Annotated in this window: 23 protein-coding genes; 15 read left to right on the top strand and 8 right to left on the bottom strand. The window is 64.3% G+C overall.

Annotated elements, in window-relative coordinates:
• Positions 1–7: 7 nt before the first annotated feature.
• A complete protein-coding gene (locus CKW37_RS07855; RefSeq protein ID WP_218241239.1) occupies positions 8–1,045 on the bottom strand; it encodes an EthD domain-containing protein in 1,038 nt (345 codons plus the stop codon).
• A gap of 408 nt (positions 1,046–1,453) precedes the next feature.
• On the opposite strand from CKW37_RS07855, the gene CKW37_RS07850 reads away from it, so the two are divergent.
• The 3 genes from CKW37_RS07850 to CKW37_RS07840 are packed head-to-tail and all read left to right on the top strand — an operon-like array spanning position 1,454 to position 6,899.
• Positions 1,454–3,118: an FAD-dependent monooxygenase gene (locus tag CKW37_RS07850; RefSeq protein ID WP_095155119.1), complete on the top strand. Its 1,665-nt coding sequence runs from the start codon at positions 1,454–1,456 to the stop codon at positions 3,116–3,118.
• Positions 3,115–3,393, top strand: coding sequence for a DUF2783 domain-containing protein (locus tag CKW37_RS07845; RefSeq protein ID WP_095155118.1), 279 nt, complete (start codon positions 3,115–3,117; stop codon positions 3,391–3,393). Before CKW37_RS07850 ends, CKW37_RS07845 begins: the two co-directional genes overlap by 4 nt.
• Complete coding sequence (locus CKW37_RS07840) at positions 3,390–6,899, top strand: indolepyruvate ferredoxin oxidoreductase family protein (RefSeq protein WP_095155117.1); 3,510 nt, start codon at positions 3,390–3,392, stop codon at positions 6,897–6,899. The genes CKW37_RS07845 and CKW37_RS07840 overlap by 4 nt, the downstream gene beginning before the upstream one ends.
• A gap of 67 nt (positions 6,900–6,966) precedes the next feature.
• Here CKW37_RS07840 and CKW37_RS07835 read toward each other — a convergent pair whose 3' ends face one another.
• The 6 genes from CKW37_RS07835 to CKW37_RS07810 form a co-directional block, all read right to left on the bottom strand.
• On the bottom strand, positions 6,967–8,361 hold the full coding sequence (locus CKW37_RS07835) for an MmgE/PrpD family protein (protein WP_095155116.1): 1,395 nt from the start codon (positions 8,359–8,361) through the stop codon (positions 6,967–6,969).
• Positions 8,362–8,436: 75 nt separating this feature from the next.
• Complete coding sequence (locus CKW37_RS07830) at positions 8,437–9,003, bottom strand: acetyl-CoA carboxylase biotin carboxyl carrier protein subunit (RefSeq protein ID WP_095155115.1); 567 nt, start codon at positions 9,001–9,003, stop codon at positions 8,437–8,439.
• A gap of 23 nt (positions 9,004–9,026) precedes the next feature.
• A complete protein-coding gene (locus tag CKW37_RS07825) occupies positions 9,027–10,514 on the bottom strand; it encodes an acetyl/propionyl/methylcrotonyl-CoA carboxylase subunit alpha (RefSeq protein ID WP_095155114.1) in 1,488 nt (495 codons plus the stop codon).
• A gap of 2 nt (positions 10,515–10,516) precedes the next feature.
• Complete coding sequence (locus CKW37_RS07820; protein ID WP_095155113.1) at positions 10,517–11,743, bottom strand: hydroxymethylglutaryl-CoA reductase; 1,227 nt, start codon at positions 11,741–11,743, stop codon at positions 10,517–10,519.
• A gap of 12 nt (positions 11,744–11,755) precedes the next feature.
• On the bottom strand, positions 11,756–13,264 hold the full coding sequence (locus CKW37_RS07815) for an acyl-CoA carboxylase subunit beta (protein ID WP_095155112.1): 1,509 nt from the start codon (positions 13,262–13,264) through the stop codon (positions 11,756–11,758).
• A gap of 225 nt (positions 13,265–13,489) precedes the next feature.
• The gene (locus CKW37_RS07810; RefSeq protein ID WP_218241237.1) at positions 13,490–13,840 is read right to left on the bottom strand and encodes a MarR family winged helix-turn-helix transcriptional regulator; all 351 of its coding nucleotides are present in this window, start codon (positions 13,838–13,840) and stop codon (positions 13,490–13,492) included.
• A 484-nt stretch (positions 13,841–14,324) separates the two neighbouring features.
• Here CKW37_RS07810 and CKW37_RS07805 point away from each other — a divergent pair, with 484 nt between their 5' ends.
• Both CKW37_RS07805 and CKW37_RS07800 read left to right on the top strand, forming a co-directional pair.
• Entirely contained in the window at positions 14,325–15,191 is an 867-nt protein-coding gene (locus CKW37_RS07805; RefSeq protein WP_095155110.1) for a prephenate dehydrogenase/arogenate dehydrogenase family protein, read from the top strand.
• A gap of 21 nt (positions 15,192–15,212) precedes the next feature.
• Entirely contained in the window at positions 15,213–15,494 is a 282-nt protein-coding gene (locus CKW37_RS07800; protein WP_095155109.1) for a chorismate mutase, read from the top strand.
• A 130-nt stretch (positions 15,495–15,624) separates the two neighbouring features.
• Here the strand turns inward: CKW37_RS07800 and CKW37_RS07795 are convergent, their stop codons facing one another.
• The gene (locus tag CKW37_RS07795) at positions 15,625–16,647 is read right to left on the bottom strand and encodes an MsnO8 family LLM class oxidoreductase (RefSeq protein WP_159985235.1); all 1,023 of its coding nucleotides are present in this window, start codon (positions 16,645–16,647) and stop codon (positions 15,625–15,627) included.
• Between the two features lie 397 nt (positions 16,648–17,044).
• Between CKW37_RS07795 and CKW37_RS32770 the strand changes: the two genes are divergently transcribed.
• From CKW37_RS32770 to CKW37_RS07750, 10 genes are all read left to right on the top strand, one after another.
• Complete coding sequence (locus CKW37_RS32770) at positions 17,045–17,206, top strand: hypothetical protein (RefSeq protein ID WP_159985233.1); 162 nt, start codon at positions 17,045–17,047, stop codon at positions 17,204–17,206.
• 135 nt (positions 17,207–17,341) lie between these two features.
• The gene (locus tag CKW37_RS07790; RefSeq protein WP_095155107.1) at positions 17,342–18,295 is read left to right on the top strand and encodes a LysR family transcriptional regulator; all 954 of its coding nucleotides are present in this window, start codon (positions 17,342–17,344) and stop codon (positions 18,293–18,295) included.
• Between the two features lie 141 nt (positions 18,296–18,436).
• Entirely contained in the window at positions 18,437–19,894 is a 1,458-nt protein-coding gene (locus CKW37_RS07785) for an FAD-dependent oxidoreductase (RefSeq protein WP_095155106.1), read from the top strand.
• Positions 19,895–19,929: 35 nt separating this feature from the next.
• Positions 19,930–20,448 carry a CMD domain-containing protein gene (locus CKW37_RS07780; RefSeq protein WP_143501931.1) on the top strand — a complete coding sequence of 173 codons (519 nt, stop codon included), beginning with the start codon at positions 19,930–19,932 and terminating at the stop codon, positions 20,446–20,448.
• Positions 20,445–21,035 (top strand): peroxidase-related enzyme, encoded by a 591-nt coding sequence (locus tag CKW37_RS07775; protein WP_095155104.1) that lies wholly within the window; start codon positions 20,445–20,447, stop codon positions 21,033–21,035. The genes CKW37_RS07780 and CKW37_RS07775 overlap by 4 nt, the downstream gene beginning before the upstream one ends.
• A gap of 25 nt (positions 21,036–21,060) precedes the next feature.
• The gene (locus tag CKW37_RS07770) at positions 21,061–21,975 is read left to right on the top strand and encodes an ABC transporter permease (RefSeq protein ID WP_095155103.1); all 915 of its coding nucleotides are present in this window, start codon (positions 21,061–21,063) and stop codon (positions 21,973–21,975) included.
• Positions 21,972–22,790 carry an ABC transporter permease gene (locus CKW37_RS07765; protein WP_095155102.1) on the top strand — a complete coding sequence of 273 codons (819 nt, stop codon included), beginning with the start codon at positions 21,972–21,974 and terminating at the stop codon, positions 22,788–22,790. Before CKW37_RS07770 ends, CKW37_RS07765 begins: the two co-directional genes overlap by 4 nt.
• Positions 22,787–23,785 (top strand): ABC transporter ATP-binding protein, encoded by a 999-nt coding sequence (locus CKW37_RS07760; RefSeq protein WP_095155101.1) that lies wholly within the window; start codon positions 22,787–22,789, stop codon positions 23,783–23,785. Before CKW37_RS07765 ends, CKW37_RS07760 begins: the two co-directional genes overlap by 4 nt.
• Positions 23,782–24,678 (top strand): ATP-binding cassette domain-containing protein, encoded by an 897-nt coding sequence (locus CKW37_RS07755; RefSeq protein WP_095155100.1) that lies wholly within the window; start codon positions 23,782–23,784, stop codon positions 24,676–24,678. The genes CKW37_RS07760 and CKW37_RS07755 overlap by 4 nt, the downstream gene beginning before the upstream one ends.
• A 3-nt stretch (positions 24,679–24,681) precedes the next feature.
• Positions 24,682–26,187: an ABC transporter substrate-binding protein gene (locus CKW37_RS07750; protein WP_095155099.1), complete on the top strand. Its 1,506-nt coding sequence runs from the start codon at positions 24,682–24,684 to the stop codon at positions 26,185–26,187.
• Positions 26,188–26,227 lie beyond the last annotated feature (40 nt).

Here is a 26,227-nt window from a genome sequence, read left to right as displayed (position 1 = left end):
GCGTGCGTCAGGCGTGCGCGCTGACATCCCGTCGAGCAGGCGCGGGGCTGGCGGTGCGGGTTTCACCGGGCAGTTGGTTGATGACCTGGAAGGCGAGGCCAGTCCAGTACTCAGGTTGCTGCGTATCGATCAGTGGCGCCTGGGCCTGGGTGAGCGCGGCGATGCCCGGATCAAGCAGGAACTCCTCCAGGTCGATGATCGAACTGAAAGCGCTGATTGCCACGCCGTCGATGTCCTTGGCCACTTCGTGATAAAGCGGCTGGTCCGCGTCGACCGGACCGATGTTGTGCAATTGCACATAGCGCTTGACCAGGCGCCGGGTCGCCGGTTGCTCGAGCAAGCGGGGTGCGTATTCCTGTAGCCAGCGGCGCTGGAACTGGTCGCGGCTGAGTGCCCGGTTACGGCGTATCAGGCTGATCAACAGGATCGATTCGCGAGATGTCGCGCTGGGTATGAGGATGTGCTGACGGCACAGGATCGGGCACAGCTCGCGGAAGATCACCTGGTCTTCGGGGAGGATCGCTCGGGAGATTTCCTCGTGGCCGAAGGTGACTTGCAAGGCGTCGGTGTTGGCGAAGCCGAGGTACGCGATACCGTCCCAATCCGGGCGCGCGTAGGGCGGCACACGGCCGATCACGCTGTCGAACAGTCGGCCGTCGTTGTCGAGGGGCGGCAGGTAGGGCAGTGGCGAGAGGTGCGAAGGGCCTGCGCTGAGGCGGTGTATCTGGTCATAGCGCAGCAAGGGATGGCGGCCGTCCGCTTGGGTGGGCAGGGCGTGGGTGAAGCGTGGGCCGTGGGTCTTGCGCCAGTACTCGGTCCACTTTTCGAAGTTGAGGTTGGGCTGTGCCTCAAAGGCATTCACGGTATTGGCCGGGTCACCGAGCACCTCGCCATACAGGTCGAGCATTTGCAGCGGACCTTTGCGTCGCTGATTCAAAGGCGTGTTGTCGGCCCGTGACAACAGCGTGCACAGCACGGTCAGCGGTTCGGTGCCCACGGCGGAATCGAGTGTCGATGCCGGGTTTTCCTGAGTGATGTCGAGCATTGCATCTCCTGAATAAATCATCGCCCTTCCATGGACCGCGACGTCCAGGTACGCCTGGGCTTGTGTTCAACATGACTTCATGTCGAAAAAGAAAGTAGTTCACGAATAGATCGCTTGCAATATAGTTTTTCGGAGTTTTATGTCGAAGCGCTCCACCGCGCCTAAGCGTGGCGTTTTCGGGCTGTATCTCTTGTATATATGGGTATTGATGGCCATGTGCTGGCGGCGTTTATCGTCTGGATGCACGCTGTGGCAGGGAAAAGTTACAGACTGATAAACGTTATAAACATAGTTTTTTACACTATAAAACTTCAAGAAAGGCGTGCTTGCGTACTACGCGTCAGGGAGCTAACTTCCTTTGCCAGGACCTGCTTTAACGCGACAACTTGCCATCGGAGGCGACGATTCATGCACCAGCCGTCCAGCTTGATCTATTCCACTCCCCCGGATCTTCAACTCACTACGGCCCGAACGGTGCCCCTGGCGATTGTCGGTGCCGGCCTCGTGGGCTTGACCCTGGCGCTCGACCTGGCCCGGCGCGGCGTAGCGAGCGTTGTTCTGGAGGCCCGGCAGACTCTGACGGAAGGATCCAGGGCCATTGTGTTTGCTCAGCGCAGTCTGGAAATCCTCGGGCGCCTGGGGTTGCCGGAGAACTTGCGGGAAAAAGGCGTCGACTGGCAGCTTGGCCGGGTCTTCCACAAAGACCAGGAGATGTTCAGTTTCGACTTTCAGTTGGAGCCCGGCTTTGGTTATCCGGCGTTCCTCAATATCCAGCAAACCTATATCGAGGAATGGCTGGTCCAGGCGTGCCTGGCCACTGGCCTGGTGGAGTTGCAGTGCCTGAGCAAAGTGGTGGGCGTCGAGCAGCGGGCAGAGGGGGCGACCGTGAGTGTCGAGTGCCCCGACGGTGCCTATCGATTGCATTGTGACTGGCTTGTCGCTTGCGACGGCGCGCGGTCGGCGGTCCGCAGTGCGCTGGACCTGCCTTTTATCGGCAAGGTATTCGACGATCACTTCCTGATTGTCGATGTGGAAATGAAGCCCGACTTTCCCGCCGAGCGACGTTTCTGGTTCGACCCTCCCTTTCATCCCAACCATTCGGTGCTGCTGCACAAACAGCCGGATGACCTGTGGCGGGTTGATTTCCAACTGGGCGCCGACGCCGATCCGGCCGTGGAGCGCGAACCAGAGCGGGTCGCCAGGCGGCTGCGAGCGATGTTCGGCGAGCAGACGCCGCTACGCATCGACTGGATCAGTGTCTACACCTTCCGCTGCCGGCGATTGGAGAGCTTTGTGCATTCGCGGGTGGTCTTCGCCGGTGACAGTGCGCACCAGGTCAGCCCGTTTGGCGGGCGTGGCGGCAATGGCGGCATCCAGGATGCGGACAACCTCGGCTGGCGCCTGGCCGGAATCATCCTCCACGGTGCGTCACCGGCGCTGATTCACTCCTATGACGAAGAGCGGGTGTTCGCCGCTGACGAAAACATCCTCAACTCGACCCGCAGCGCGGACTTCATCACCCCGCCCAGCAGCGCCGTGCATGTATTGCGCGAAGCGTCCCTGGCGCTGGCCAGCAACACCTCCTGGGCTCGCACGCTGATCAATTCCGGGCGGCTGTCGAAGCCGGCGCGGTTGCTTGGCGTCGGTCAGTTCGAGCAGTTCGGCGAGCACGACGCCACCCGCATCGCGCCCGGGACGGCGAGCCCGGATGCACCCGTAACCGTTCACGGCAAGCCCGACTGGCTGCTCAACCATCTGGGCCGGCGGGGCTTTACCGTATTGCTGTACGAGCCCGGCCCGACGCCGGTAGCGGAGGCGATCGCCGCGGCCTATCCGGTCGATGTGCTGGTGCTGACTTCACGCAGGCCCGACCCGGGGCTCGATCAGGTGTGGGATCACACGGGCCTGGTCGCGTCGCGCTACGGCCTGCAACCGGGGGCGGTGGCGGTGATCCGCCCGGACCAGCATGTGTTGACCACCCTGAGCTTTCTCGATGTGGCCGCCATCGAGCGCGCCATTGCTATCGCTTCGGCCACTGAAGTGCCTGCCCACGCACAGGAGCATGTGTCATGAGCACGTTATCCAGCCCTTTGGCCACCAGCCTTGCCAGCGAGTGCCGCCTGAGCAACCCGGATGGCTACTTCCAGCTACTGACCGACGCCTGCCAGGACCTCGACGCATCGGCCGGGCATTTGCTGCATGCCCAGTTGGTGTTGCTGCTGATGAACCATATCGGCGATGAGGCCGTACTACGAGAGGCGATTGTGATCGCTCGCCAGGGATTGAAGCTGCTCAGCACCACTGCCCCCTATCCACAGCAAGCGCACTCTGAAGGGACTCGAACATGACTCTGGATTCGGCGTACGGGCTTGACTCTCGTTATCGGCGGGGTATCGAAGAGCCCGCCGGCAAGATCTTCCTCAGTGGCCAGCAGGCGCTGGTACGCCTGCTATTGGCCCAGGCTGCCGCGGACCGCGCGGCGGGCATCAATTCGGCGGGTTTTGTCAGCGGCTATCGGGGCTCGCCGCTGGGTGGCCTCGACCAGGAGCTGTGGCGGGCCAGGCCGTTGCTGGAAAAGGCCAACATCCGCTTTCAGCCGGGCATCAACGAAGACCTGGCGGCGACCGCGCTGATCGGCAGTCAGCGAGTGGAAAGCGACCCGACCCGATTACACGACGGCGTCTTTGGCATGTGGTACGGCAAAGGCCCGGGAGTCGACCGTTCCGGCGATGCCCTGAAACACGGTAACGCCTACGGTTCGTCGCCCCATGGCGGCGTATTGGTGGTCACCGGAGATGACCATGGTTGCGTTTCGTCGTCGATGTCCCATCAGTCGGACCAAGCCTTGATTGCCTGGGGGCTGCCGGTGATCCACCCGGTCGGGCTCGACGATTATGAGTATTGCGGGTTGTGGGGCTGGGCCCTGTCGCGGAGTTCCGGGCTGTGGGTCGGGTTCAAGGCGATCACCGAAACGGTCGAGGCATCGCGTTCAGTCGAAACCGTCGAAGCGCCACGCTTTACCGCGCCGACTATCGATCCCGGACCTGACGGTCTGCACTGGCGCTGGCCAGACTTGCCAGGCATGCAGATTGAACGGCGGTTTTCCTACAAGATCGAGGCGGCGCGGAGTTTCATCCGCGCCAATCCCCTTGATCGGGTGGACGTGGCACCGGCCTTTCCCCGGCTGCTGATCGCGGCCGTCGGCAAGGCGTATGGCGATGTGCGCGAGGCTCTGGAGCGTGGCGGCGTGACACTGGACGCGCTGGAAAAGGCTGGGATCGCCCTGCTCGGCGTGCGGGTCGTGTACCCGCTGTCACCGGTGTTGGAATCCTGGGCCCGGCGCTGTGAGCGGGTGCTGGTCGTCGAAGAGAAGGCCGGCGTAGTGGAAGACCAGCTAAAGCGCGCGCTGTTCAACGCCAAACCGGAGCACCGGCCGCTGATCATCGGCAAGTTGGATGAACGCGGGCAACCGTTGTTGTCGGTCACCGAAGAGCTGCGGCCGTCACGGATCATGCGGGTTCTGGCGACACGTCTGGCGCCGTTTGGCCTGGCCATCGATGCGCCGCGCTACTGGATCGAAGGCCCGGTGTCGCGCGAACTTCACTGGCTCAAACGCACGCCCTACCTGTGCTCGGGGTGCCCGCACAACACCTCGACCCAGTTGCCGGAAGGCAGCGAGGCCCGGCTGGGTATCGGCTGTCATGCGCTGGCGGCGCGGATGCCCGACCGCGCAACCAGCGGCAGCGTGCAAATGGGGGGCGAGGGTGCCGACTGGCTGGGGCAGATGGCTTTCGTGGCGACCCCACATATTTTCCAGAACATCGGTGACGGGACGTTTTTCCACTCGGGCTACCTGGCGATTCGGCAAGCCATCGCCGCCAACGCCAATATCACTTACAAGGTCCTGTACAACGACGCGGTTGCAATGACGGGCGGCCAGCCGGTTGACGGCAAACTGAGCGTGCGCCAGGTGGTCGAGTTGGTGCAGAGCGAAGGCGTGCGCGAAGTCGTGGTGGTGGCGGATGACCCGAGCCGCTACCCATCAGGCGAAGGCTTGCCGGAGGGCGTGAAGGTTTACCACCGTGACAGCCTGGACAGTGTCCAGCGGCGTTTGCGGGAATTGCGCGGCGTCAGTGTGTTGGTGTTCGACCAGGTGTGCGCCACTGAAGCCCGGCGACGGCGCAAGCGCTTGCCGCCCGCGAAGGTGCAGTCGCGGGTGGTGATCAACGAGCAGGTCTGCGAAGGCTGTGGCGATTGCCAGGTCAAGTCCAACTGCCTGTCGGTGGTGCCGGTGGACACCGAATTCGGCCGCAAGCGCAGTATCGACACCGATTCCTGCAACCTCGACCAGTCCTGTGTGAAGGGCTTCTGCCCAAGCTTCGTCACCGTCAGTGGCACGCCTGCCACGGCGCGCCGCAAGCAGTTGCCGGCCGAGGATGTGCTGGTCCGCGCCGGCGCCCTGGCGACGCCAGAACAGGTGGGCTTCGAGCGGACCTTCGAACTGCTGCTGACGGGCGTGGGCGGCACGGGTGTGGTGACGATGGCGGGCACCATCGCCATGGCCGCGCACCTGCAAGGGCTGGACGTGTCGGTGCTGGACTTTACCGGGTTCGCCCAGAAAGGCGGCTCGGTGTTCAGTCACATCCGTCTGGCCCGGAATCCACGGCAGTTGCACCAACACCGCATCGACCGGGCCTGCGCTGACGTATTGATCGCCTCCGACCTGGCCGTTGCCTCTGAAGATGAAGCCTTGAACGTGCTACGCCGGGGCAAGTCCCGGGTGGTCGCCAGCACCAGCGAAGTCCAGGCCGGCGCGATGCTGCTGGACCCGGCCGTGCGCCTGGAAACCGGGGCGATCGAGCAGCGCCTGATCGACACCGTGGGGGCCGAGCGCTATCAGTCGCTGGATGCGCGCAAGGTGGCGACGGCGGTGGTCGGCCCGATGCAGGCGAATATCCTGCTGTTGGGGTTTGCCTGGCAGCAAGGCGCCATCCCCCTGACGTTCGATGCCCTCGATCGCTCGCTGGAAATCTATGGCGGCGATGTCCAGTCCAACCGCGTGGCGTTTGCCTGGGGACGACTGCTGGCGGCCGATCCGGCCTTCGTCGACAGTCAGATCAACCCGGCCCCGCAGATCCGCCCCGCGCCAGTGGTGTCGCAGGGCGAGACCCTGGCGCAGGTGGTGCAACGGCGTAGTGCGTTTTTGGTGGACTATCAGGATCAACGTTATGCCGCGCGTTACCGGGCGATGGTCGAGCAGGTCGTCCAGGCTACCGCGGGGTTGGGCGATACCACGCTGGCCCATGCAGTGGCCCACAACCTGTTCAAGCTGATGGCGTTCAAGGACGAATACGAAGTGGCGCGGCTGCACAGTTCGCCCGAGTTTCTGAAAAGCCTCGGCGAGTCGTTCGCCGGCCGGCCCAAGGTGACTTTTCATCTGGCCCCACCGTTGCTGGATGGCTTGCGCAAGCGCACGGGCGAACCGCGCAAGATCAAGGTCTCCGGCTGGATCATTCCGGTCTTCCGGGCGCTGGCGGGGCTGCGTTTCTTACGGCACACCGCGCTGGACCCGTTCGCTGTGCTCAAGGAGCGTCGGGAAGAGCTGCGCCTGCTCGAGACCTACCAGAACACCGTGCTTTCGCTGCTGCCGAAGCTGACCGCCGAAAACTTGCCGCTGGTGGTGAGTTGGGCGCGCCTGCCGGAAGCGATTCGCGGCTACGGGCATGTCAAGGCGCGTTCGATCATCGGCGCGCGGCAGCGCGAGAGTGAATTGTTGGCGCAGATCAATGGTGGCCCGCTGGAGCGCAATGAAGTCCGGCGCATCGCGGTGGTGGAGGTGGAAAAGGTCTATTGACGGCAAGCGGTCCCGGGGAAAACGACAACAGGCACCTTTGACAGGTGCCTGTTGTCGTTTGGGTCGATTACAGCGGGGCGTGCAGGGCCTGGGCGAGTACCTGATAGGAAGGGTTGATCGCGTCGCGGTCAAAGATCCAGTCGACGATGGTTGCCGACTGTGCCCGGGCCTGGGCAGCGTCCGACCAGGCCAGGCACTTGTTGAACTTCGTCAGCAGCTCTTCCTGGCTCATCGGGTTCAGCGGGTTACCCTTGGCGTGGCTGACTTCGCCTTGCAGGACCGTGCCATCGGCCAGCTCGATGCGGATCTTGATCTTGCCGTGGGTGCCCAGTTCGGCGATCTCGCAGGACGGGTCGTGATCGGGGAAGATCTTGCGGCTCAGGGCGATCACCGCAGGCCGCAGGATCGCCTGTTCGTTGAAGTCATCGATGAACAGGTCGCCGCTGGTGAGTGCCGCGGCGATGTTGTAAGCCAGGCTGAAGCGCGCCTCGACGACCGTGGTCGGTGCTTGCTTGCGTTCGATCGGGGCGCTGACCAGGTCGAAGATCTGCCGGTTGGTCAGCACGTCGATGCGCACCACCTCCGCCGCCTGCAGGCGGCGCCCGCGCACCAGTTCAAGGGCCAGGGCCACCGCCGAGGTATTGGGCCGGCACGTGGGGTAGGGCTTGAAGGCAATGCCGTCGGTGTTGCTGAACGTGTTGCCCAGACCGGCCTCGATGGTGTCCAGTGCCGAGCCGGGTTCGAAGGCGTTGTAGTAGCCCCAGCGACCGGTGAGGAACTGGCTCGCGCCGGTAAAGCCGTTGGCCGCCAGCACCACGGCGCGCACCGCATTGGCCGCCACCAGGCCCTGCTGGTAGAACACCGTCGAGGCGCCATCGATCATGCACTGGGTTTCGCCCAGGGCACTGGTGTAGGCGATGCCCAGCGCGTGATGCAGTTGCGCACCTCGCAGGCCGTAGAGCTTGCCGGCGGCGGCCGTGGCGGCGATGACCTTGCACAGGTCGTAGCGACCGCTTTCCAGCAGGGTTTCCTTGCGGGCCCGGGACAGGCGAATGGACAGGTCCTGGCCGGCGACAAAGGCCGTGAGGAACGCCTGGCGGTCGATGGGCTGGCCGATCAGGTCGGCAATCGCCAGTAGCGGCGGCAGGATGGCCACGCTGGGATGGGTGCCCAGAGGGTCGGCGACGTCATCGAAATCCAGCACGCGGGCGGCCGCGCCGTTGAGCATCGCCGCTGCCGGCGCGGGTAGCGCCTGCTGACGGCCGAGGACCCGGCTTTGCGGCTGGCCACCCCATTGCTCGACGATTCCGGCCAATACCTTGACCCCCGCATCGCGGGCACCTGCCAGTGAAACACCGAGGGCATCGAGCAACGAACGGCTGGCGATTTCCAGGGAGGCGGCGTCGATTGAAGCAAAGGTCAGGTCGTCACAGTACTGGGTGACGCGGGCTTCTAGTGTCATTTCAGCTCCATTGAATATGAGAAAAGTTACCGGGTCGCGCCCCGTCGCGGCTGCTTCGGGGGCGGTGTGCAGCGCTCAATCCACCTTGGCGAAGGTGATCAGCAGTTGGCCGGCGAGGATGCCGTCGTCCTGTTTGATGTGCAGGGTCTTGATCTGTCGGCGACCGGGCGCGGACAAGGTCATGACCATCTTCATCGCTTCGATGCGCAGCAACGGCTGGTTCTCTTCGACGAGGGTGTCTTCGCTGACCAGCACTTCCAGCACGCGCGCGGGCATCGGTGCCAGCAAACTGCTGCTGAAGTGCTGGCGGGGCGTCGCGTCGCCATCCCCCCGGCGTTTGCCGCTGTGCCAGGTGAGGGCGCGTTGGCTGCCGGCGTGGTTCAGGGTCAACTGTTGCGCGCCATTCGCGGTGACATGCACGGTCTTGCGTTGGCCGTCCACGTTCAGGGTCAGCCGGGTGGTGCTGTGGGGCAGTTCGTCCTGCTGCAGAACTTCCAAAAGGAGGCTGCTGCCATCGGCGAACACTGCTTGGTAACGCTGTTCGCCGAGGGCTTCGATGTGCACCTGTGCCGTGCCGGTGTCGCCTTCTGCGCAGCCGGCCAGCGTCGTGACGGGCAGGCTGTGCGCCGCTGATCTGCTCATGCGGGGTCGCTCCTTGAGGGATATCAGGCCAACTGCCAGTGGCTGTTGCGCCGGGTCCAGGCCGATGGTTGGTTACTTGCCGTGGCGGGCACGGGCGCGGCTGCCGGAGACAGCTCCAGGTGCCGCGCCAGTGCCGCCACGGCATGCAGCAGCCGGGCGTCTTCGGCGGGCAGGGCATGGGCCGAGGGAAAGTGATTGCAGATAGACAGGTCATACGTGCCGTCGACGAACGCCGGGTAGGACAACAGCCAGGCGTGCACCGGCAGGTTGGTGCTGAAGCCCGCCACCAGCCATTCCTCCAGCACGGCACGGGCACGCCGTACGGCAAAGGCACGGTTGTCGGCGCTGACGATCAGTTTCAGGCACAGACTGTCGAACAGCGGCGACATCAGCGAGCCGATCTGAATCCCGGAATCGACACGAATTCCCGGGCCCTCCGGGATGCGGTAGTCGATGACCCGTCCGCCGGTGGGCAAGAAATCGCCATGGGCATTTTCGGCGCACAAGCGGAATTCGAAAGCATGCCCGTGAAATCGCACCTGCTCCTGGGTCAGGCCCAGTGGCTGGCCCTGGGCCGAACGAATCAGGTGTTCGACAATGTCGACCCCGGTGATTTGCTCTGTCACCGGGTGCTCGACCTGAATCCGCGCGTTCATCTCGATGAAGTAGAACTGTTCGCTGGCATCCACCAGAAATTCCACGGTGCCGACACTGTCGTAGTTGACCTCCCGGGCCACAGCCAGCGCCGCCTCATGCAGGCGTTGCCGGACCTCGTCACTGAGGTTCGGCGCTGGCGCTTCCTCGACGATTTTCTGGCGACGGCGCTGCACGCTGCATTCCCGTGTCCCCAGGTGCAGGTAATGGCCGTGCTGGTCGGCGAGTACCTGGACTTCAATGTGGCGGACCACTTCCCCGAGGAATTTCTCCAGGTACAGTTGACCGCTGCCGAACGCGCGGATCGCTTCATGGCGTACCTCGGCAAAGGCCCCGGAAAACTCGTCGGGCTGCGTCACCACGCGGATGCCACGTCCGCCGCCGCCCAGGGCCGCTTTGAGCAGGACCGGGTAGCCGAGGGCGTCGGCGGCACGCGCGCCAGTCTCGACGTCATCGTCGATGGTCAGGCCTGGCACCACTGGAACCCCGGCACGCTGGGCGGCGGCGCGCGCGGCAATCTTGTCGCCGGTGTGGCGCACGGCCGCCGCGTTGGGTCCGATGAACAGCAGGCCGGCATCTGCGCAGGCCTGGGCAAAGTCGGCGTTTTCCGCCAATGGCCCATAGCCCGGCGCCACGGCGTCGGCGTTGCTGTCCAGGGCCGCGTCGATCACGGTCTGGATCAGCGTCGCGGGATCCCAGGCTTGCACGCGGACCGAGCTGTCGGCCGCAAGAACAAAGGGCGCCTGGTCATCGTCGGCGCTGTAGATCACCACGGTCTCGATGCCCAGCAGTTGGCAGGTGCGGATAAAACGGTGGGCGATTTCTCCACGGCAGCAGATCAGAACGCGACGAACCATCGTCATACCTCCGCCAGTCGAGCAGGCGTTGCCCCGGCACTCTGGCCACGGCCCAGCGTGGTGTGGGCGCGGGTGAACTCGCCGGCGCTGACGGCGCCCGCCACTGAGACTTCGCCCGCCAGGGCTACGGCGGCGGCGATTTCCGCCAGCTTGCGGGCGTCGTCCGTGCAACCCAGCATCTGCAGGCACTCTTGCTGCGCGGGCAGGCGCGTGCCGCCACCAACGGTGCCGACAATCAGGTTGGGCAGGGTTACGCTGGCGAGCAGGTCGCCATTGTCCAGCACGTCGAAGGTGGTGCAGGCGTTTTTGAACGACACCGTGACGAACGCGGGGTCTTGCCCGCAGGCAATGAACAGCGCGGTCAGCGCATTGGCAACATGGATGTTCGGCGCGGTCGCGCCGCGTTGCGCGAGCAGGCTGTTGCAGGCATGCAGGAAGCGTTGCATGCGCAGCGGCGTGGTGCGCAGGCGCTGTTCCACCAGTGCCTTGGGAATTCTCACGCTGGCAGACACATAACGGCCCTTGGCCTGGTCGGCCACGAAGCGCTTGTCACCGCCCAGGGTGTTGAAATAGTAATCCACCCACTCCGGGCATTGGTTCTTGATATAGCGGCAGGCGGCTTCGTTGGCTTTGGTGGCCATGTTCAGGCCCATCGCGTCGCCGGTTTCGTAGGTGAACGCCAGACCCACCAGATCGCCCTGGAATAGCGGCGATACCTCCAGCAGGCGTGCATGGTTGCTGGTGGCGTTGGCCGTTTCGACGATCTCGACCATGTGCGCCCTGAGCCAACTGTCGAACCGCGGCGCATCACTGGGGTCGTGCAGGACGAACGCGGAAATCTTGGTCAGCGCGTCGCCCAGAAACCGATACGCGGGCTGTCCGGGCGAAGGCTGGGCGTTGTCCAGGCTGGTGATATTGCAGCCGCCACTGTCGGTGATCAGGTTCATGCCGCGGGAGAAAGATGCCACCAACGCACCTTCGGTAGTCGCCAGCGGCACGATGAACTCGCCCTTGGCTCGTTCGCCATTCATCAGCAGCGGCCCGGCAATGCCCAGAGGCGTGCCGACGAAGCCGATGAAGTTTTCACAGGTGCCCTTGACCTGCTCGCCACTGATTGCCGCTCCGCCGATATAGGGAAGGCGGGTATCCGTCTGCTCGGCGACCCAGGCCAGGCGTCGGGCGATCTGGTCTTCGTGATAGTCGTTGCTGGGGTCCCTTGGAATAGCCATGACCGTGCTCCTTCACAGTTGGATGTTCGAATGTCTTCTACCCGGCAGCCCCGGGATCTTGTCTTGCAAGAGGGTGAAATTGGCGATCAGCGTATTGCGTAGATGCTCGGGCTCGACCAGGCCTTCGATGTAGGTGCGGCTGGCCGAATACTCGGCGCTGGCGTGGGCCTGGCGGTAGTCATCGATCAGGGTTTCCCGGCGTGCCTGGGGATCGGCGGATGCGGCAATGTCCTTGCGGAAAATCACGTCGACTGCGCCCTCCGGGCCCATTACCGAGATTTCCGCGCCGGGCAGAGCGAAGATCAGGTCGGTGGCCGAACGGTTGGCCAGCGTGGGATAAGCGCCGCCGTAGGCTTTGCGCAGGACCACGGCGATTTTCGGCACACTGGCTTCGCAATACGCGTGCATCAGCTTGGCGCCCGCACCAATCACGTTCGAGCGTTCCTGCTGCCGCCCCGGCAGGTAGCCGGGCACATCGATCAAGGTCAGCAGCGCAATCCCGAAGGCATCGCACAACCGCACGAAGCGCGCGGCCTTGGTCGAGGCGTTGATGTCCAGGCAGCCCGCCAGCCAGGACGGTTGGTTGGCGATGATGCCGATGCTCTTGCCGCCCAGCCGGGCGAAACCGATCACGATATTGCGGGCGAAGAGCGGCTGTACTTCGAGGAACGACTGCTCATCGACGAAGCCGTCGATCAGTTGGCGGACATCGAACGGCAGGTTTTTTTCGCGGGGAACCAGGCTAGCCACGGCGGGGGTCAGGTAACGCTGGGTCGTCGGACCCTCCACATGCGGAGGGTACGCGGTGTTGTTTTGCGGCAGGTACGACAGCAGTTGCCGGGTCAGATCCAGTGCCGCCTCGACACTGTCCACGAGGAAATGGGCCAGTCCGGTTTCGCTGGCGTGCATGAACCCGCCACCGATTTCTTCCTTGGTCACTTCCTCGCCGGTGGCGCGCCGGATCACCGCGGGGCCGGTCAGGAACAGCGCTGACTGGTTGTCGATCATGATGATGAAGTCCGTCAGCGCCGGGGTGTAGGCGGCGCCGCCGATGCAGTCGCCGAGGACGACGGAAATCTGCGGCACCACCCCCGAGGCCCTGACAGTCTTGTAGAACACATGGCTGAATTGCGAATCGGCGTCCACACCTTCATGGATGCGCAGGCCGGATGAATGATTGAGGGCGATCACCGGGACCCCGGTGCGCAGCGCGATGTCCAGAACCTTGCCGATTTTCAGGGCGTGGATGCGGCTCGAACTGCCGCCCATGAAACTGCCGTCATGGCCGTAGACGATAACGGGGCGACCGTCGATTGTGCCATGGCCGGTGGCGATGCCGTCACCGCGGGTCTTGCGGGCAGCGGCGCCGAAATGCACGCAATCGTGCTCGGCCTGGGCGTCCAGTTCCTGGAAGCTCTCGGGGTCGAGCAGGTCGATGATCTGTTGCCGGTGCACGGCGGGGGTGGGAGCGGGAACTGTCCGTTCACGAGTAGCGTCCCTGACTTCAAGCGAATCTGACATGAATGGGCTCCACGGGCTGATAAAAGCATGACGAACGCCGTCCCTTGGCTTGCTCGCAGAAAGGCGCTCTATGGATTGAAGCTGGCGATAATCGGATGCTGCACGACGATGCTAGATCTCATGCGAGCTATTCGCAAGTATTGCTAGAAGGAGTTTTCATGGAGCGAAAGGGGATGCGGGGAGGGGAATGCGCCGGGTGTGGGGAAGGCTCCGGCGCGGAAGGGGTCAGTCGGCGGCGGCCGTGATGATCTTGTCAAATACCCCGTCGACAATCGCCAGGTGTTCGGAGGGCACGCCATCCAGCAGCTTGGCGCGGATGTGCCTGACGACCAACTCAGCCTGTTCCGCCAGCTTGCGACCGGCGTCCGTCAGATAGAGCGCCTTGGCACGACGGTCGGAAGGGTCGTCGCGACGTACCACCAGGCCGGCACTTTCCAGTTGATCGAGCAAGCGCACCAGGGACTGTCCTTCCAGCCCCATGTGTTCGGCGAGGGTGCGCTGGCGCAGGCCTTCGCCCAGTTTATTGATGAGCCACAACGGGGTGGTGGTGGCCTCGGACAGATTGAGCTTGCTCAATTCTTCGTCGGATACCTTGCGCCAGACCCTGGCAGCTCGCTGCAGGCGCAGACAAAACGTATCGTCTGCAAGGGAACGTAAGCTTGAATACATCGCTACACCTATTGTTGTATTTGATCGCCGCTTCTCCGGTGGTCGTGGCCGAAGCAGCCTGCCCGCCGGTTCACGATGGGACAACGGGCCAGCTGCGATGCCTTGGCGGCTAATCGCGTGATTTAAAGTGGGTACAAGCGAACAGTCAGGATGTATAGACATCCTGACTGTAGCAGAGCTCCCACGTGTACGCCGATTCACCCCGCTTGCCGGTGATCCGGGCGTCGGCCGCCATTATCGAGGTTTTTCAGCCTTTTCACAGGCGAAAATTCGCCTTCTGCCTCGTCCGTTAGTGGCAAATGAAGAATTTTACGACCTTGCGTATTGATCGCTCGCGTACTAATTTTCATGCTCGCATTGGTAAACCACTCAAGCAAAGGAGTGCGGGAGCATGGAACGCATACGTCATCTGGGTATCGTTGGCTTGGGATTGCTGGGCAGCTCTATCCTGCGGGCGGTGAAACTGAACTACCCGCACATTCACCTGCACCTTTTCGATGGCAACCGCCAGGTCTGCCGTGAGGTTGAGGCGCTGGGCCTGGTGACACAGTGTGCCGCTAGCCTGGCGGAATTGCAGGACTGTGACCTGGTGGTGGTGTGCGTACCGACGGGGGCGGTGGCGACGGTAGTCCTGGCCCTGGCCGAGGGTATGAAACACGGCGCTGTGCTGACGGATGTCGCGTCAGCCAAGCAGACGGTGATCAACGAGCTGGAAGGCCGTTTGCCGGCGCATGTCTCATTCGTCCCCGGCCACCCCATGGCGGGCGGTGAAGTGAGCGGCCCGGGGGCCGGGCGCAAAGACCTGTTTGTCGGCAAGAGCTGTTTGCTGGTTCCGCTCGCCACCACGGCGGAGAGCGCTATTGAACGGGTCGAGGGGTTCTGGCGCGCGCTTGGTGCGGTGACCTGCCGGGTCGATGCCCGCCAACATGACCGGATCGCGGCGTTGACCTCGCATCTGCCGCACCTGATCGCCTTCTCGCTGATGGAGACCTTTGGCGACCAGTTGCCCATCAACCCGCAGACCGGTTCGTTCATCGGTCGCAGCTTCTTTGAGCAGATTCGCCTGGCCTCATCGGATGTGACGGTGTGGACCAGCATCTTTGAAAACAACACGGATGCGCTGCTTTCCCAGACCGAGCATTTCATCGAGGTACTGAGCAAGTGGTGCGCCATCCTGCAAGAACGTCCGCTGGAGTTGCACGGCAAGATAAGCCACTCCTCGGTGCTGGCCAACAAACTGCTGGGAAGCGCGCTGTAGCGCAGAGGGAGAAAGAGGCAAATGGACAACATTGAACTGGCAAGCTTGCGCCACACCATCGACGAACTGGACGAGCAACTGATCATCCTGCTTTCTCAACGGTTCGAGGTCACCGAGCGAGTGGGGCGACTCAAGGCCCGGCAGCGATGGCAGGCTGTGGACCCCGAGCGCGAGTCGCAGCAGGAGCATCGTTACTCAGCCCTGGCTTCACAGCATGGCTTGAGCCGGGCGCTGATCTTGAAGATCTTTCGCACGATCATTGACGAAGTGGTGTGTAACCACCGCTCGTTCGTTCGTCATTGACCCGGTATGGCGAGGGCCACCCTGTCGGAGGGCCGCAGCCGTGGCCCTTCAATGGATCAGCCTCTCACTCTTGAGCCCGTGGACGCGCTCTTCCATAGCGCAATGCTTCGGTGCGTCAGCCGGGCTTGCGCTAGCGTGCGCCGAGACCGGATGCTTCGGAAAGCAGTCGGTAGCTTCGCAGCCGGTCATCGAAACTGTAGGTGACCGTCACCACACCGATTTCCTCGCAGCCGTATTCGTCAGCGATGTGTCGAATCCTCGACCAGCAGGTTTCGGGCGAGCCCACCACCATGTCGCCTAGCGTGTTGTCAAACTCGACTCGCTCCTGCTGAGTCATCCGCGCGTATCGCCGCTGCACCTCGCCAGGGGACAACAAAGGCTCGCGGGGCATGCTTCCTGCCATCAGTTTCCTGTAGACGGCGGTGCCGGCGAGGAAGCGCGCTTCGTCATCCGACGCTGCGCAAATCACTGCAAGTGCAACCAGGCGAGGAGGGGGCGTGGTGATCCCGGACTGCCGGTACGCTTCGGCATGTTGCCTGAAAATCGCCGGAGAGCATGTCGCCGGTGCGATGAATTTTGCCAGCGCCAGACCCATTCCCAACTGCCCCGCCAGGGTTGAGCTACCGCCGCCTGACCCGAGCATCCATAGCGAGGGCAGGGTGGCAGGGCTGGTGTCGCAGGCCAAGGCTGAATAAGCATGATTCGTCGGGAAATCACCCCGCAGAAACGCACAGAGTTCAGCGGCCTGCCGGGGGAAATGATCGTGCTGTAAAACACTGCCGGGGGCAGCGAGGGCAATCGAACTCAGGTGACTACCGCCAGGCGCTCGTCCTATTCCCAGATCGATGCGCCCAGGGAAAAGTCCACCGATGAGCGCGAAGGTTTCGGCCACTTTATAGGGGCTGTAATGCGTGAGCATCACGCCGCCGCTGCCAACCCGCATCCTTGTCGTTGCGCTGGCGATCCGCGTGAGCAGAATTTCCGGAGCCGCACCGGCGAACTGAATGCTGTTGTGATGTTCGGCTACCCAGTACCGGTGGTAACCCAGGCTTTCGCACGCGATGGCGAGTTCCAGCGACGTGGCGGCGGCGGTTACCGAGGTTCGGGCTTCATGGATGGGCGTCTGATCGATTACGGTCAATTTCAATGACACTGCACGTGGCTCCGTAAAGGCCGGTTGGGCAACTGAAAGGGAAAGAGGGTGCGGCTTTGTGTAGATGTTAACGAATTTGCTCGGCGAAGTGTGACGGGCAGTGACGCTCCCTTCGCTTGTGCACCCAGCATGACAACTTCCAGTGGGCTCGATGCGAGCCTTGCCCCGCGCTCGACGGCGGCAGGGAGCTGCAAAGGGTGACTTTTTCGAGAAAGGGGCTGTGGGACCTCAGGCTTGGGGCATCCCTTTCAAACCATCCAAGGCATGCCCTCGGATATGCCCCAATGTAGCCATCCATTGGAAGTGAATGGTGCTCCATGGTTTGTGGAAAGGCAGAAATGATCAGCCGAACAGCCTGCCAGACGCCCCCCTAAAGACTCTCAGAGTCGCCGATAGCGTGCGCGTCCTGGCCGGGCGGACCCGGCAATCGGCAGGAGAAATCGAAGGCACCATCGACCAGTTGCTGCAGGTCACCACCCAGGTGGTGGACGAGGTGCAGTCGGGGCTGGTCCTGATCGAGGACAGCCTGCACCTGAGCCACTGGAACAACCCTCGATAGTGGCTGGCCAACGCAGTTGATCAGTATCACGGGGCTGCGCGGATACCTTTTAGATTGCAATGAATCCCACTTGATTGAAGAATCAGCGCACCCGGCCACACGGCCAGACGGTATCGCCGTTATCAAGGAGAATTCGTGGATCTGCGCCAACTCGAGGCTTTCGCAGCCGTTATGTCCGCCGGCAGCGTGACGGGCGCCGGGCAGATGCTCGGCCGCTCCCAGCCCACCATCACCCGGTTGATCCAGGAATTGGAGCAGGAGCTCGGCTTCGCCCTGTTCGAGCGCAGCGGCCCGAAAGTCACGCCGACGCAGAAGGCCTTCCTGCTGACCGCCGAGGTGGAGAGCGCGCTGCAGGGCATTCGCCATGTGCAACAGCGAGCGCAGAGCATCGCCCGCAACGAAAACAGTTCGTTGCGCATCGTCGCAACCGCGGCGCTGGCCACCGGGCTGATTCCGCAGACCCTGGCCAACCTGCCCGAGGCGCTGCGCCCGCAACAATTGCAGGTGCACAGCATGCTGCCCGGCCCCGCGATCGAAGCGGTGCTGTCCAAGACCGTTGACCTGGGCGTGGTCAGTCTGCCGTTGGAGCACCGCGGGCTGGAGCTGCACTGGATCGCCCAGGCGCCGTGCGTAGCGGTGTTGCCAGTGGATTCGCCGCTGGCGGACGAAGCGGTGATCAGCATGGAGCGCCTGGCGGCCCATACCCTCGCCAGCATTTCCAATCCGTTCCGCTTCCGCCGGCGTATCGATAAAGCCTTCGAAGCCGCCGGGGTGAAGCCCGCGCATATCATCGACACCAACTCTTCGCTGATCGCCATCCAGATGGCCCGGGTCGGATTGGGCATCGCCCTGGCGGACCCGTTCACCGCCCTTGGCGTGCCGCTCAATGGCGTGGTGGTGCGGCCGATCGAGGTGGACATTCCGTTCTTCTTCGGCCTGGTGACGCCGTTCGCCAGCCCGCTGTCCGATGCCGCCCGGCAACTGGTGGTGGCGCTGGAAGCGGCTTGCCACGAGCTGATGCCCGGGGTCATCGTGCATCCGGCCAACCGTCATGACGCGCTGATGCAGTCGATCTACGCCAGCCAGTGACTGAACCTGCGGGCATATGAATAGCGTTTTTTAGTCTTTGGAGAAATTAAGTCTCGCCAATAGTATTCGGTTTAAGAATTCAATTGCCGATTGAATGCAGAAAATGAATTCAACGGCCGCGATCTTTCATCGAGTACCTACATGTCCCTATCTTCACCTTCCCCGGGCCTGGATGCCCTTGAACAGCGGCTTGCCGAAGACCTCGAATGGTTGGGCCTGCCCGCCAGGGAATGGATCCCGGAGCAAACGTTGGATGGCCAGCCCGTGCTCCCGGTCGTGATCGTCGGCGGTGGCATGGCCGGCCTGGCGCTCGCCGCCGAACTCAAGCATCTGGGTGTGCCGGCCTGCCTGTTCGACAAAGCGGATGAGGGCTTCGAAGGCCCCTGGATTACTACCGCGCGCATGGAGACGCTGCGCTCGCCGAAACAATTGAGCGGCCCGGCGCTGGGCCTGCCCGCGCTGACGTTCCGCGCCTGGTTCCAGGCGCAATTCGGCGCTGCGGCCTGGGACGCCCTCGACAAGATTCCTCGTCTGCAATGGGCGCACTACCTGCGCTGGTATCGCCAGGTGCTCAAGCTTGAAGTGCGCAACCGCCATCGCGTTGCCAATGTTGACGCCAGCCGCGAAGACCATGTGCGCCTGCAGGTCGAATCCCCGGGCGGGGACTTCATCGTGCTGGCTCGCCATGTGGTCCTGGCGACCGGCCGTGATGGCTTGGGTGGCCCTTGGGTTCCGGAGATTGCCGCGGTACTGCCCCGGCACCTGTGGGCGCATTCGGCGGATGGCCTGCGCGACGACCACTTCGCCGGCAAGCGTGTGGCGGTGGTCGGCGGCGGGGCCTCGGCCATGGACGCGGCGGCGACCGCCCTGGAAGCCGGCGCAGAGCGGGTCGACGTGTTGATTCGCCGGGCGCAGTTGCCGCGGGTGAACAAAGGCAAGGGCGCCGGCAGTCCGGGCATGACCCACGGTTACTGGCGCCTGCCGGACGCCTGGAAATGGCGGATTCGGCGCTACCTGGAAGTCCAGCAGGTGCCGCCGCCGCAAGGCAGCACCTTGCGCGTATCGAAACACGGCAATGCACGGTTCCTGTTCGACAACCCCATCGAATCGGTGGTGGTGGGCGAGGGCGACGAACTGCTCGTCCGCACACCGCGGGCGAACCTGACCTACGACTTCATCGTATTCGCCACCGGGTTTCGCAATGACCTGACGACGCGCGAGGAGTTCGCGGGGCTTGCGCCCCATGTGCGGGTCTGGTCGGACCACGCGGGCTTCGCTAGCAACGAGGGCGCCAGCGAGCTGGCACAGTTGCCGGACCTCGGCGCCCAGTTCGAATTCCAGGAGGCCCGTCCCGGCAGTTGCCCGGGGCTTGGCCGGGTGCATTGCTTCAACTACCCCGCGGCGCTCACCTATGGCGGTGTTTCCGGGGATATCCCGGCCATCAGCGATGGCGCCAAACGCATCGCCCAGGCGCTGGCTGGGCAGTTGTTCGGTGAGGACATCGCCTGGCATTTCGCGCAGATGCAGGCCTACGAAGAACCTGAGTTGCAGGGGGACGAATGGACCGCTGGTGTCCTTGCGCCTGAAGAGCTGCTGTGAACCCGTGATTCCCGCCCATCCTCCGAGGTAGTGCCATGACCGTTTCCCTTTCATCCGGGCCGGATTTGTTGTCCGGCCTGTTGCCGGCCAGCCCGTACCTGCATGACCTGCGCGCCAGCCGCGACAAGGTCGTGCAGGCGACCCGGGACAGCCACGCCGCGCTGTTCGATCCCGGCCTCGACCAGGCCCTCGACCTGCTGACCCGCCATGCGGTCGCTTTGTACGTCGCAGTGCTCAACCGCCAGCCCGCGCTGGCCGCGCATTACCGCAGCCAACTGCTGGACGACGGCCTCGCGCCGGTCTCTCGGGCGGCGATCGAGGCCGACGACCTTGAAGGTGTGGGCGACCCACGCTTGCAGCGGATTCTGGGCTATGCCCGAGTGCTCACGCTGACACCCGAACAGGGTGATCGCGAGGCCCTCTACGGTCTGCTCGAACAGGGCCTGGGGCCGGTCGAGGCGGTGAGCCTTGCGCAATTGGTCGCGTTCCTGGCGTTCGAAGCGCGCCTGCTGGGCGGCCTGGCGGTAATCGGTGAAAAGAGGGCGCAGGCATGAGTGAAGTGATCGAAGAACAGGGCTTCACCAACGCCAGCCTCGTCTGGAAAAGCTGGCTGCCATTGGTGGACAAGGACACCGCCAGCAGCGAGCAACTGAGCGTGCTGAAAGAGAGCCACCCCCGCGCGCTGGTCTCGGAGTACTACCTGACCCTGGCCCATCAGCCTGAGATCCTGCGCCACCGCTCACTGGCCTTCAACGCCATCATGTATGCGCCGGGCGGCCTGTCGCGGGCCGAGCGGGAGCTGGCCAGCGTGGTGGTGTCGCGGGTCAACCGCTGTGTCTATTGCGCCTCGGTGCATGCCCAGCGCTACGAACAACTGGCCAAGCGCAACGCGGTCATCGCCCAGGTGTTCGCCGACCCGTGGAGTGCCGGCGACACCGACCGCGAGCTGGCGATCATCCGCTTCGCCATCGCCCTGACCCTGCAACCCGCCGGCAACCATGAGGAACAGGTGCGTGACCTGCGCGCGCAGCTCAGCGATGCCGAAATTCTCGATCTGGTCCATGTGGTGGCGATCTTCGCCTGGGCCAACCGGCTCATGCTCAACCTGGGCGAGCCGCAGCCTGACACGGCACCGGCATGAACGCGGACAGCGGAGGAACGTGCTGATGTGGCATCGCCTGGCCAGTGCGCTGGTTGCCGTCTGGGGCGCGGTGACCCTGGTGTTCGTGATCACCCGGTTCATCGGCGACCCGTCGGCGCTGCTGTTGCCCATCGGCGCCAGCGCCGCGCAGATCGATGCGCTGCGGGCCCAGTTGGGGCTGGACCTGCCGCTCTGGGAGCAATACCTGCATTACCTCGGCCAGGTGTTCGAGGGCGATTTCGGCCAGTCGTTTATCAGCGGCAAGCCGGCGCTCGCCCAGGTGCTGGAACGGCTGCCGGCGACCTTGCTGCTGGGCGGTTCGGCGTTGGCGTTCGGCGTGCTGAGTGGCGGTCTGGCGGCGGTTGCGCTGGCGACTCGGGGCGATCGCCTGACGCGCTTCATTCTGCAACCGCTGGTGCTGCTGGCTCAGGCCACTCCCGGCTTCTGGCTGGGCATGCTGTTGGTGATGCTGTTTGCGGTGAACCTCGGCTGGCTGCCCAGCGGCGGCTACGGCAAGGCCAGCCATCTAGTGCTGCCGGCGGTGACCCTGGGTGCGTTCATCGCCGCCAGTGTCGCCCGGTTCCTCCAGGCCAGCCTGCTTGAGGCGCTGCACGGCGAGCACGTGCGTACCGCACTGGCGGCCGGCCTGCCGTGGAGCCATGTGTTTCGCTGGCATGTGCTGCGCAACGGGCTGGTGCCGGTGGTCACCTTCCTCGGCATTGTCGCCGGCGAACTGCTGGGCGGTGCGGTGGTGGTGGAGACGGTTTTCTCCTGGCCGGGCAGCGGGCGCTTGCTGGTGCAGTCGATCAACAGCCAGGACTTTCCGGTGATCCAGGCTGCCGTGCTGGTCGCGGCGGTGCTGTTCGTGGCGATCAATCTGCTGGTCGATCTGCTCAACCAGTGGCTGGACCCACGCATTGCCCATGGGGGGCGTCGATGATGAAGGCTGCCTTGAACAACCTGCGCCCGGTCTGGGTGGCGGGGCTATTGCTGGTGCTTGCCGTGCTCTGCGTGCAGGGGCTGGTCGACCCCGCGCATATCGATCTCGGCCAACGCCTGCGCGCGCCCGATGTGCAGCACTGGTTGGGCACCGATCAACTGGGTCGTGACTTGCTCGGGCGGATCATCCAGGGCGCGGCGCTGACCTTCGCCGTGGCGCTGGTCTCGGTGTGCTTGAGTGGCGTGCTGGGGATCACCGTCGGCATGTTCGCCGGCTATGTCGGCGGTTGGCTAGATACGCTGCTGATGCGCCTGGTGGACATGCAACTGGCGCTGCCCGGCTTGCTTCTGGCTTTGCTGGTGGCGGCGGTGTTAGGGCCGGGGCTGGGCAATCTGGTCTGGGTGCTGGTGCTGACCGGCTGGACCGGTTTCGCCCGGGTGATCCGCGCCCAGGTCATGCAGTTGCGCGGCATGGAATTCATCCTCAGCAGCCACGCCATCGGCGCGGGAGACGGGCGCATCCTGTTGCGCCACATCCTGCCCAATATCGCCGGGGCGTGCCTGGTGATCGCCACCCTGGAAGTGGCGCGGGTCATCATCGTCGAGGCTTCGCTGAGTTTTCTTGGCCTGGGTGTGCAGCCGCCGCTGGCAAGCTGGGGACGGATGCTCGTTGAAGGGCAGGTCTACATGGCCCAGGCCTGGTGGGTCGTGGCCTTTCCCGGGCTGGCGATCCTGCTGGCAGTGCTCAGCGTCAACCTGCTGAGCCGGGCGCTCAAGCGCCGCTTCGATCAGCACCAACCGGGGAGAGGGCGATGAGCGCGTTGCTGGAAATCGACAACCTCAGCATCGGCTTCGACACCGCCCAGGGCATGCTGCTGGCGGTCGACCGCCTGAGCTACCGCGTCGAAGCCGGCGAAACCCTCGGTATCGTCGGTGAAAGCGGCAGCGGCAAAAGCGTCCATGCCTTGGCCATCGCCGGCCTGCTCGACCATCCCGCCGCGCGCATTCTGGGCGGCAGCATCCGCTTCGAGGGCCGCGACCTGCGCGGCCTCAGCCGGCGTGAGTGGACGCAGATCCGCGGCCGTCATATCGGCTTCGTGTTCCAGGACCCAATGACTGCGCTCAATCCGCTGCTGACCATCGGCCAGCAACTGAAAGCGCCGCTGAAGTATCACCTCGGCCTGAGCGAGCGCGAGGCCCGCCAGCGTTGCCGCGAGTTGCTCGACCAAGTGGGTATCGGCGAGGCGGACAAGCGCCTGCGCCAGTTCCCCCATCAACTGTCCGGCGGCCTGCGCCAGCGGGTGCTGATTGCCATGGGGATTTCCCTCGGGCCGAAACTGCTGATCGCCGACGAGGCCACCACGGCACTGGACGTGACGGTCCAGGCCCAGATCGTCGATCTGGTCATGGCGCTCAAGGCGCAACTGGGCCTGAGCCTGATCTGGATTTCCCACGACCTCGGCGTGGTCGCCCGGCTCGCCGACACGGTGCAGGTGATGTATGCCGGGCGCATCCTCGAACGCGGTCCGGTCGATGCGTTGTTCTACGACCCGCGCAACGCCTACACCCTGGGCCTGTTGCGCTCGCTGCCGCGCCCCGAGCGCCAGCGTCTGCAGGCCATCCCCGGCCAGCCGCCGGACCTGCGCACGGCGCGGCCGGGCGACCCGTTTGCGGCGCGTAATCGCTACGCCACGCCGCGCTGTTTCATCGAACAGCCGCCCCTGCGTCAGGTGGTTGAGGGTGAGGCCGGGCACCTGTCAGCCAGTTGGTATGACTTGCGATCGATCATTGCCCGGGAGGGCGGTATATGAGCCTGCAACCCTTGCTCCGGGCCGAAGGCCTGTCGCGGACCTTCCGCCAGGGCGGATGGCTGCGCCAGACCAGCACCCCTGCGGTGCGGGATGTCAGCCTGCACATCATGCCGGGAGAAACCCTGGCGCTGGTGGGTGAGTCCGGCTCCGGCAAAAGCACCCTCGGACGCTTGCTCAGTGGCCTGGACCAGGCCGACTCCGGCCGCGTCGAATTCGCCGGCCAGCGCATCGACGGCCTGGACGCGGCGCGCTTGCGGGCGGTGCGACGGGACCTGCAAGTGATCTTCCAGGATCCCTACAGCGCTATCGACCCGCGCATGGCGGTCGGCGATTTCGTTGCCGAGCCACTGCGGGTGCACAAGGCGTTCTTTGACGCTGATGACCTGCAACGCCAGGTTGCCGGACTGATGCGCAAGGTCGGGCTCGACCCGGCCATGGGCGACCGTCGTGCTCGCGAGTTTTCCGGTGGTCAGCGCCAGCGCTTGTGCATCGCCCGGGCCATCGCGCTGAAACCGAAACTGATCGTCGCCGACGAGCCGATCACCGCGCTGGACGTGTCGATCCAGGCACAGATCATCAACCTGCTGATGGACCTGCAACAGGAACTGGGCGTCACTTACCTGTTCATCAGCCATGACCTGAGCATGGTCCGCCATGTCAGTCAGCGGGTGGCGGTGATGCGCGAGGGGCGGATCGTCGAACTGGCGCCCACCGCACAACTGTTCAGCGACCCGCGCCACCCTTATACCCAGGCGCTGCTGTCCGCCGTGCCGGTGCCCGACCCGCGCATCGAGCGGGCCCGCCAGCGGTTGTACTTCGACCCGCAACAACACCCCATCGGCGACGACGCGAGCCTGCGTCTGGTGGGGCCTGACCACTATGTTCTCGGATAAGCCATGCGTGCCTTGCTTGCCCTGCTGATTGCCCTGGCGCTGCCGGCCCAGGCCGACAGCCATGTCGATATCGCCCTGAATGGCGAGGTGAATACCTTCGACCCGCACATGTCCGCGACCATCGCCACCGACCTGAGCGTGGCCAGTCACCTGTACAACGCGCTGATCCTGCGCGGGCCGGACCTGCGCCTGCAGCCGTCGCTGGCCTTGCGCTGGCGCAACCTGGAGCCGACCCGCTGGGAATTCGACCTCGCGCCGCAGGCGCGCTTCGCCAACGGCGAGCCGCTGGATGCCGAGGCCGTGGTGTGGAACCTGAACCGGGTGCGTGATCCCGCGACCAAGTCGCGCATCGCGCCGTGGTTCCGGCAGATCGCCAGCGCCCATGCCGAAGGGCCGCACACCCTGGTGATCGTCACCGACGGCGCGTTTCCGACGTTGCCGGCGCAACTGTCGATGCTGTTCATGCTGCCGCCGCGCTGGACCGCCAGCCACGATCCCGCCCGCGAGGTGATGCCCAGCGGTCCGTACCGGATCGCCTCGCGACAACAGGGCGATGTGCTGACGCTGGTGCGTAACGAGCAGTCCTGGCAGCCGCGCCCGGCCTTCGACGAGGTGCGCCTGCACAGCCTGCCGGATGCCTCGGCGCGGGTGTCGGCGCTGCTGGCCGGCGAGGTCGACTGGATCAACGCCATCCCGCTGAGCGAGGTGCGGCGTATCCAGGGCAGCGGCAGGGCGCTGGCCGGCGTCAGTGCGCCGGGCACTCGCTTGGTGTTCATCAAACTCAATACGCTGCGCCCGCCGTTGAACGATGTGCGGGTGCGACAGGCGCTCAATTACGCAATTGACAAGCAAGGCATGACCTCGGCGCTGTTCGATGGCCAGGCGGCAGTCAGCGCTTGCCAACTGCTTACGCCGGTCTACTTCGGCTACAACGCGGACCTGCGGGCCTATCCCTACGATCCGGCGAAGGCCCGGCGCCTGCTCGCCGAAGCGGGTGTCGCCGCAGGCACCCGCTTGCGTCTGGAAGTACCGGCCAACACTTACCTGCAAGGCGACGAGGTGACCCAGGTGATCGCCTCGCAATTGCAGGATGTCGGCCTGGATATCGAGCTGGTGCAGTACGACTTTTCCACCTGGATCAACCGCTACCTCAAGGCGCAGAAGCTCGGCGACCTGGCCTTGCTTGCCTACGCCTGGCCCAGCCTCGATGCCGACGGCGTGCTGTCGCTGCTGCAAAGCGACAGCATCTACGCCTATTACCGCGACGCGAGGCTCGACCGCCTGCTCGCCGCCGGGCGCAGCGTTCTCGATGAAGCGACACGCCGCGCCACTTACCAGGAGGCCACCGCCCACCTGTGCGAGCAGGCGCCGGTGCTGTATCTCTACGAGCAGCCGTTCACCTATGGCGCCTCGCCGCGCATCCAGTGGCAGGCCCGCTCAGATGACTGGGTCCGCGCCTACGACATGCAGCCCGCAGAGGCTGCCAAATCCGCCGATTCCGGCTCCTGAACCCGATATAACGATATGCGATTAAACCATTGGTGAACCT

The sequence above is a fragment of the Pseudomonas sp. Irchel 3E13 genome (assembly GCF_900187455.1).
Lineage (GTDB): Bacteria > Pseudomonadota > Gammaproteobacteria > Pseudomonadales > Pseudomonadaceae > Aquipseudomonas.
The sequence above is the reverse complement of the archived record's forward strand: the minus strand, read 5'-3'. Positions and strand labels throughout refer to the sequence as shown.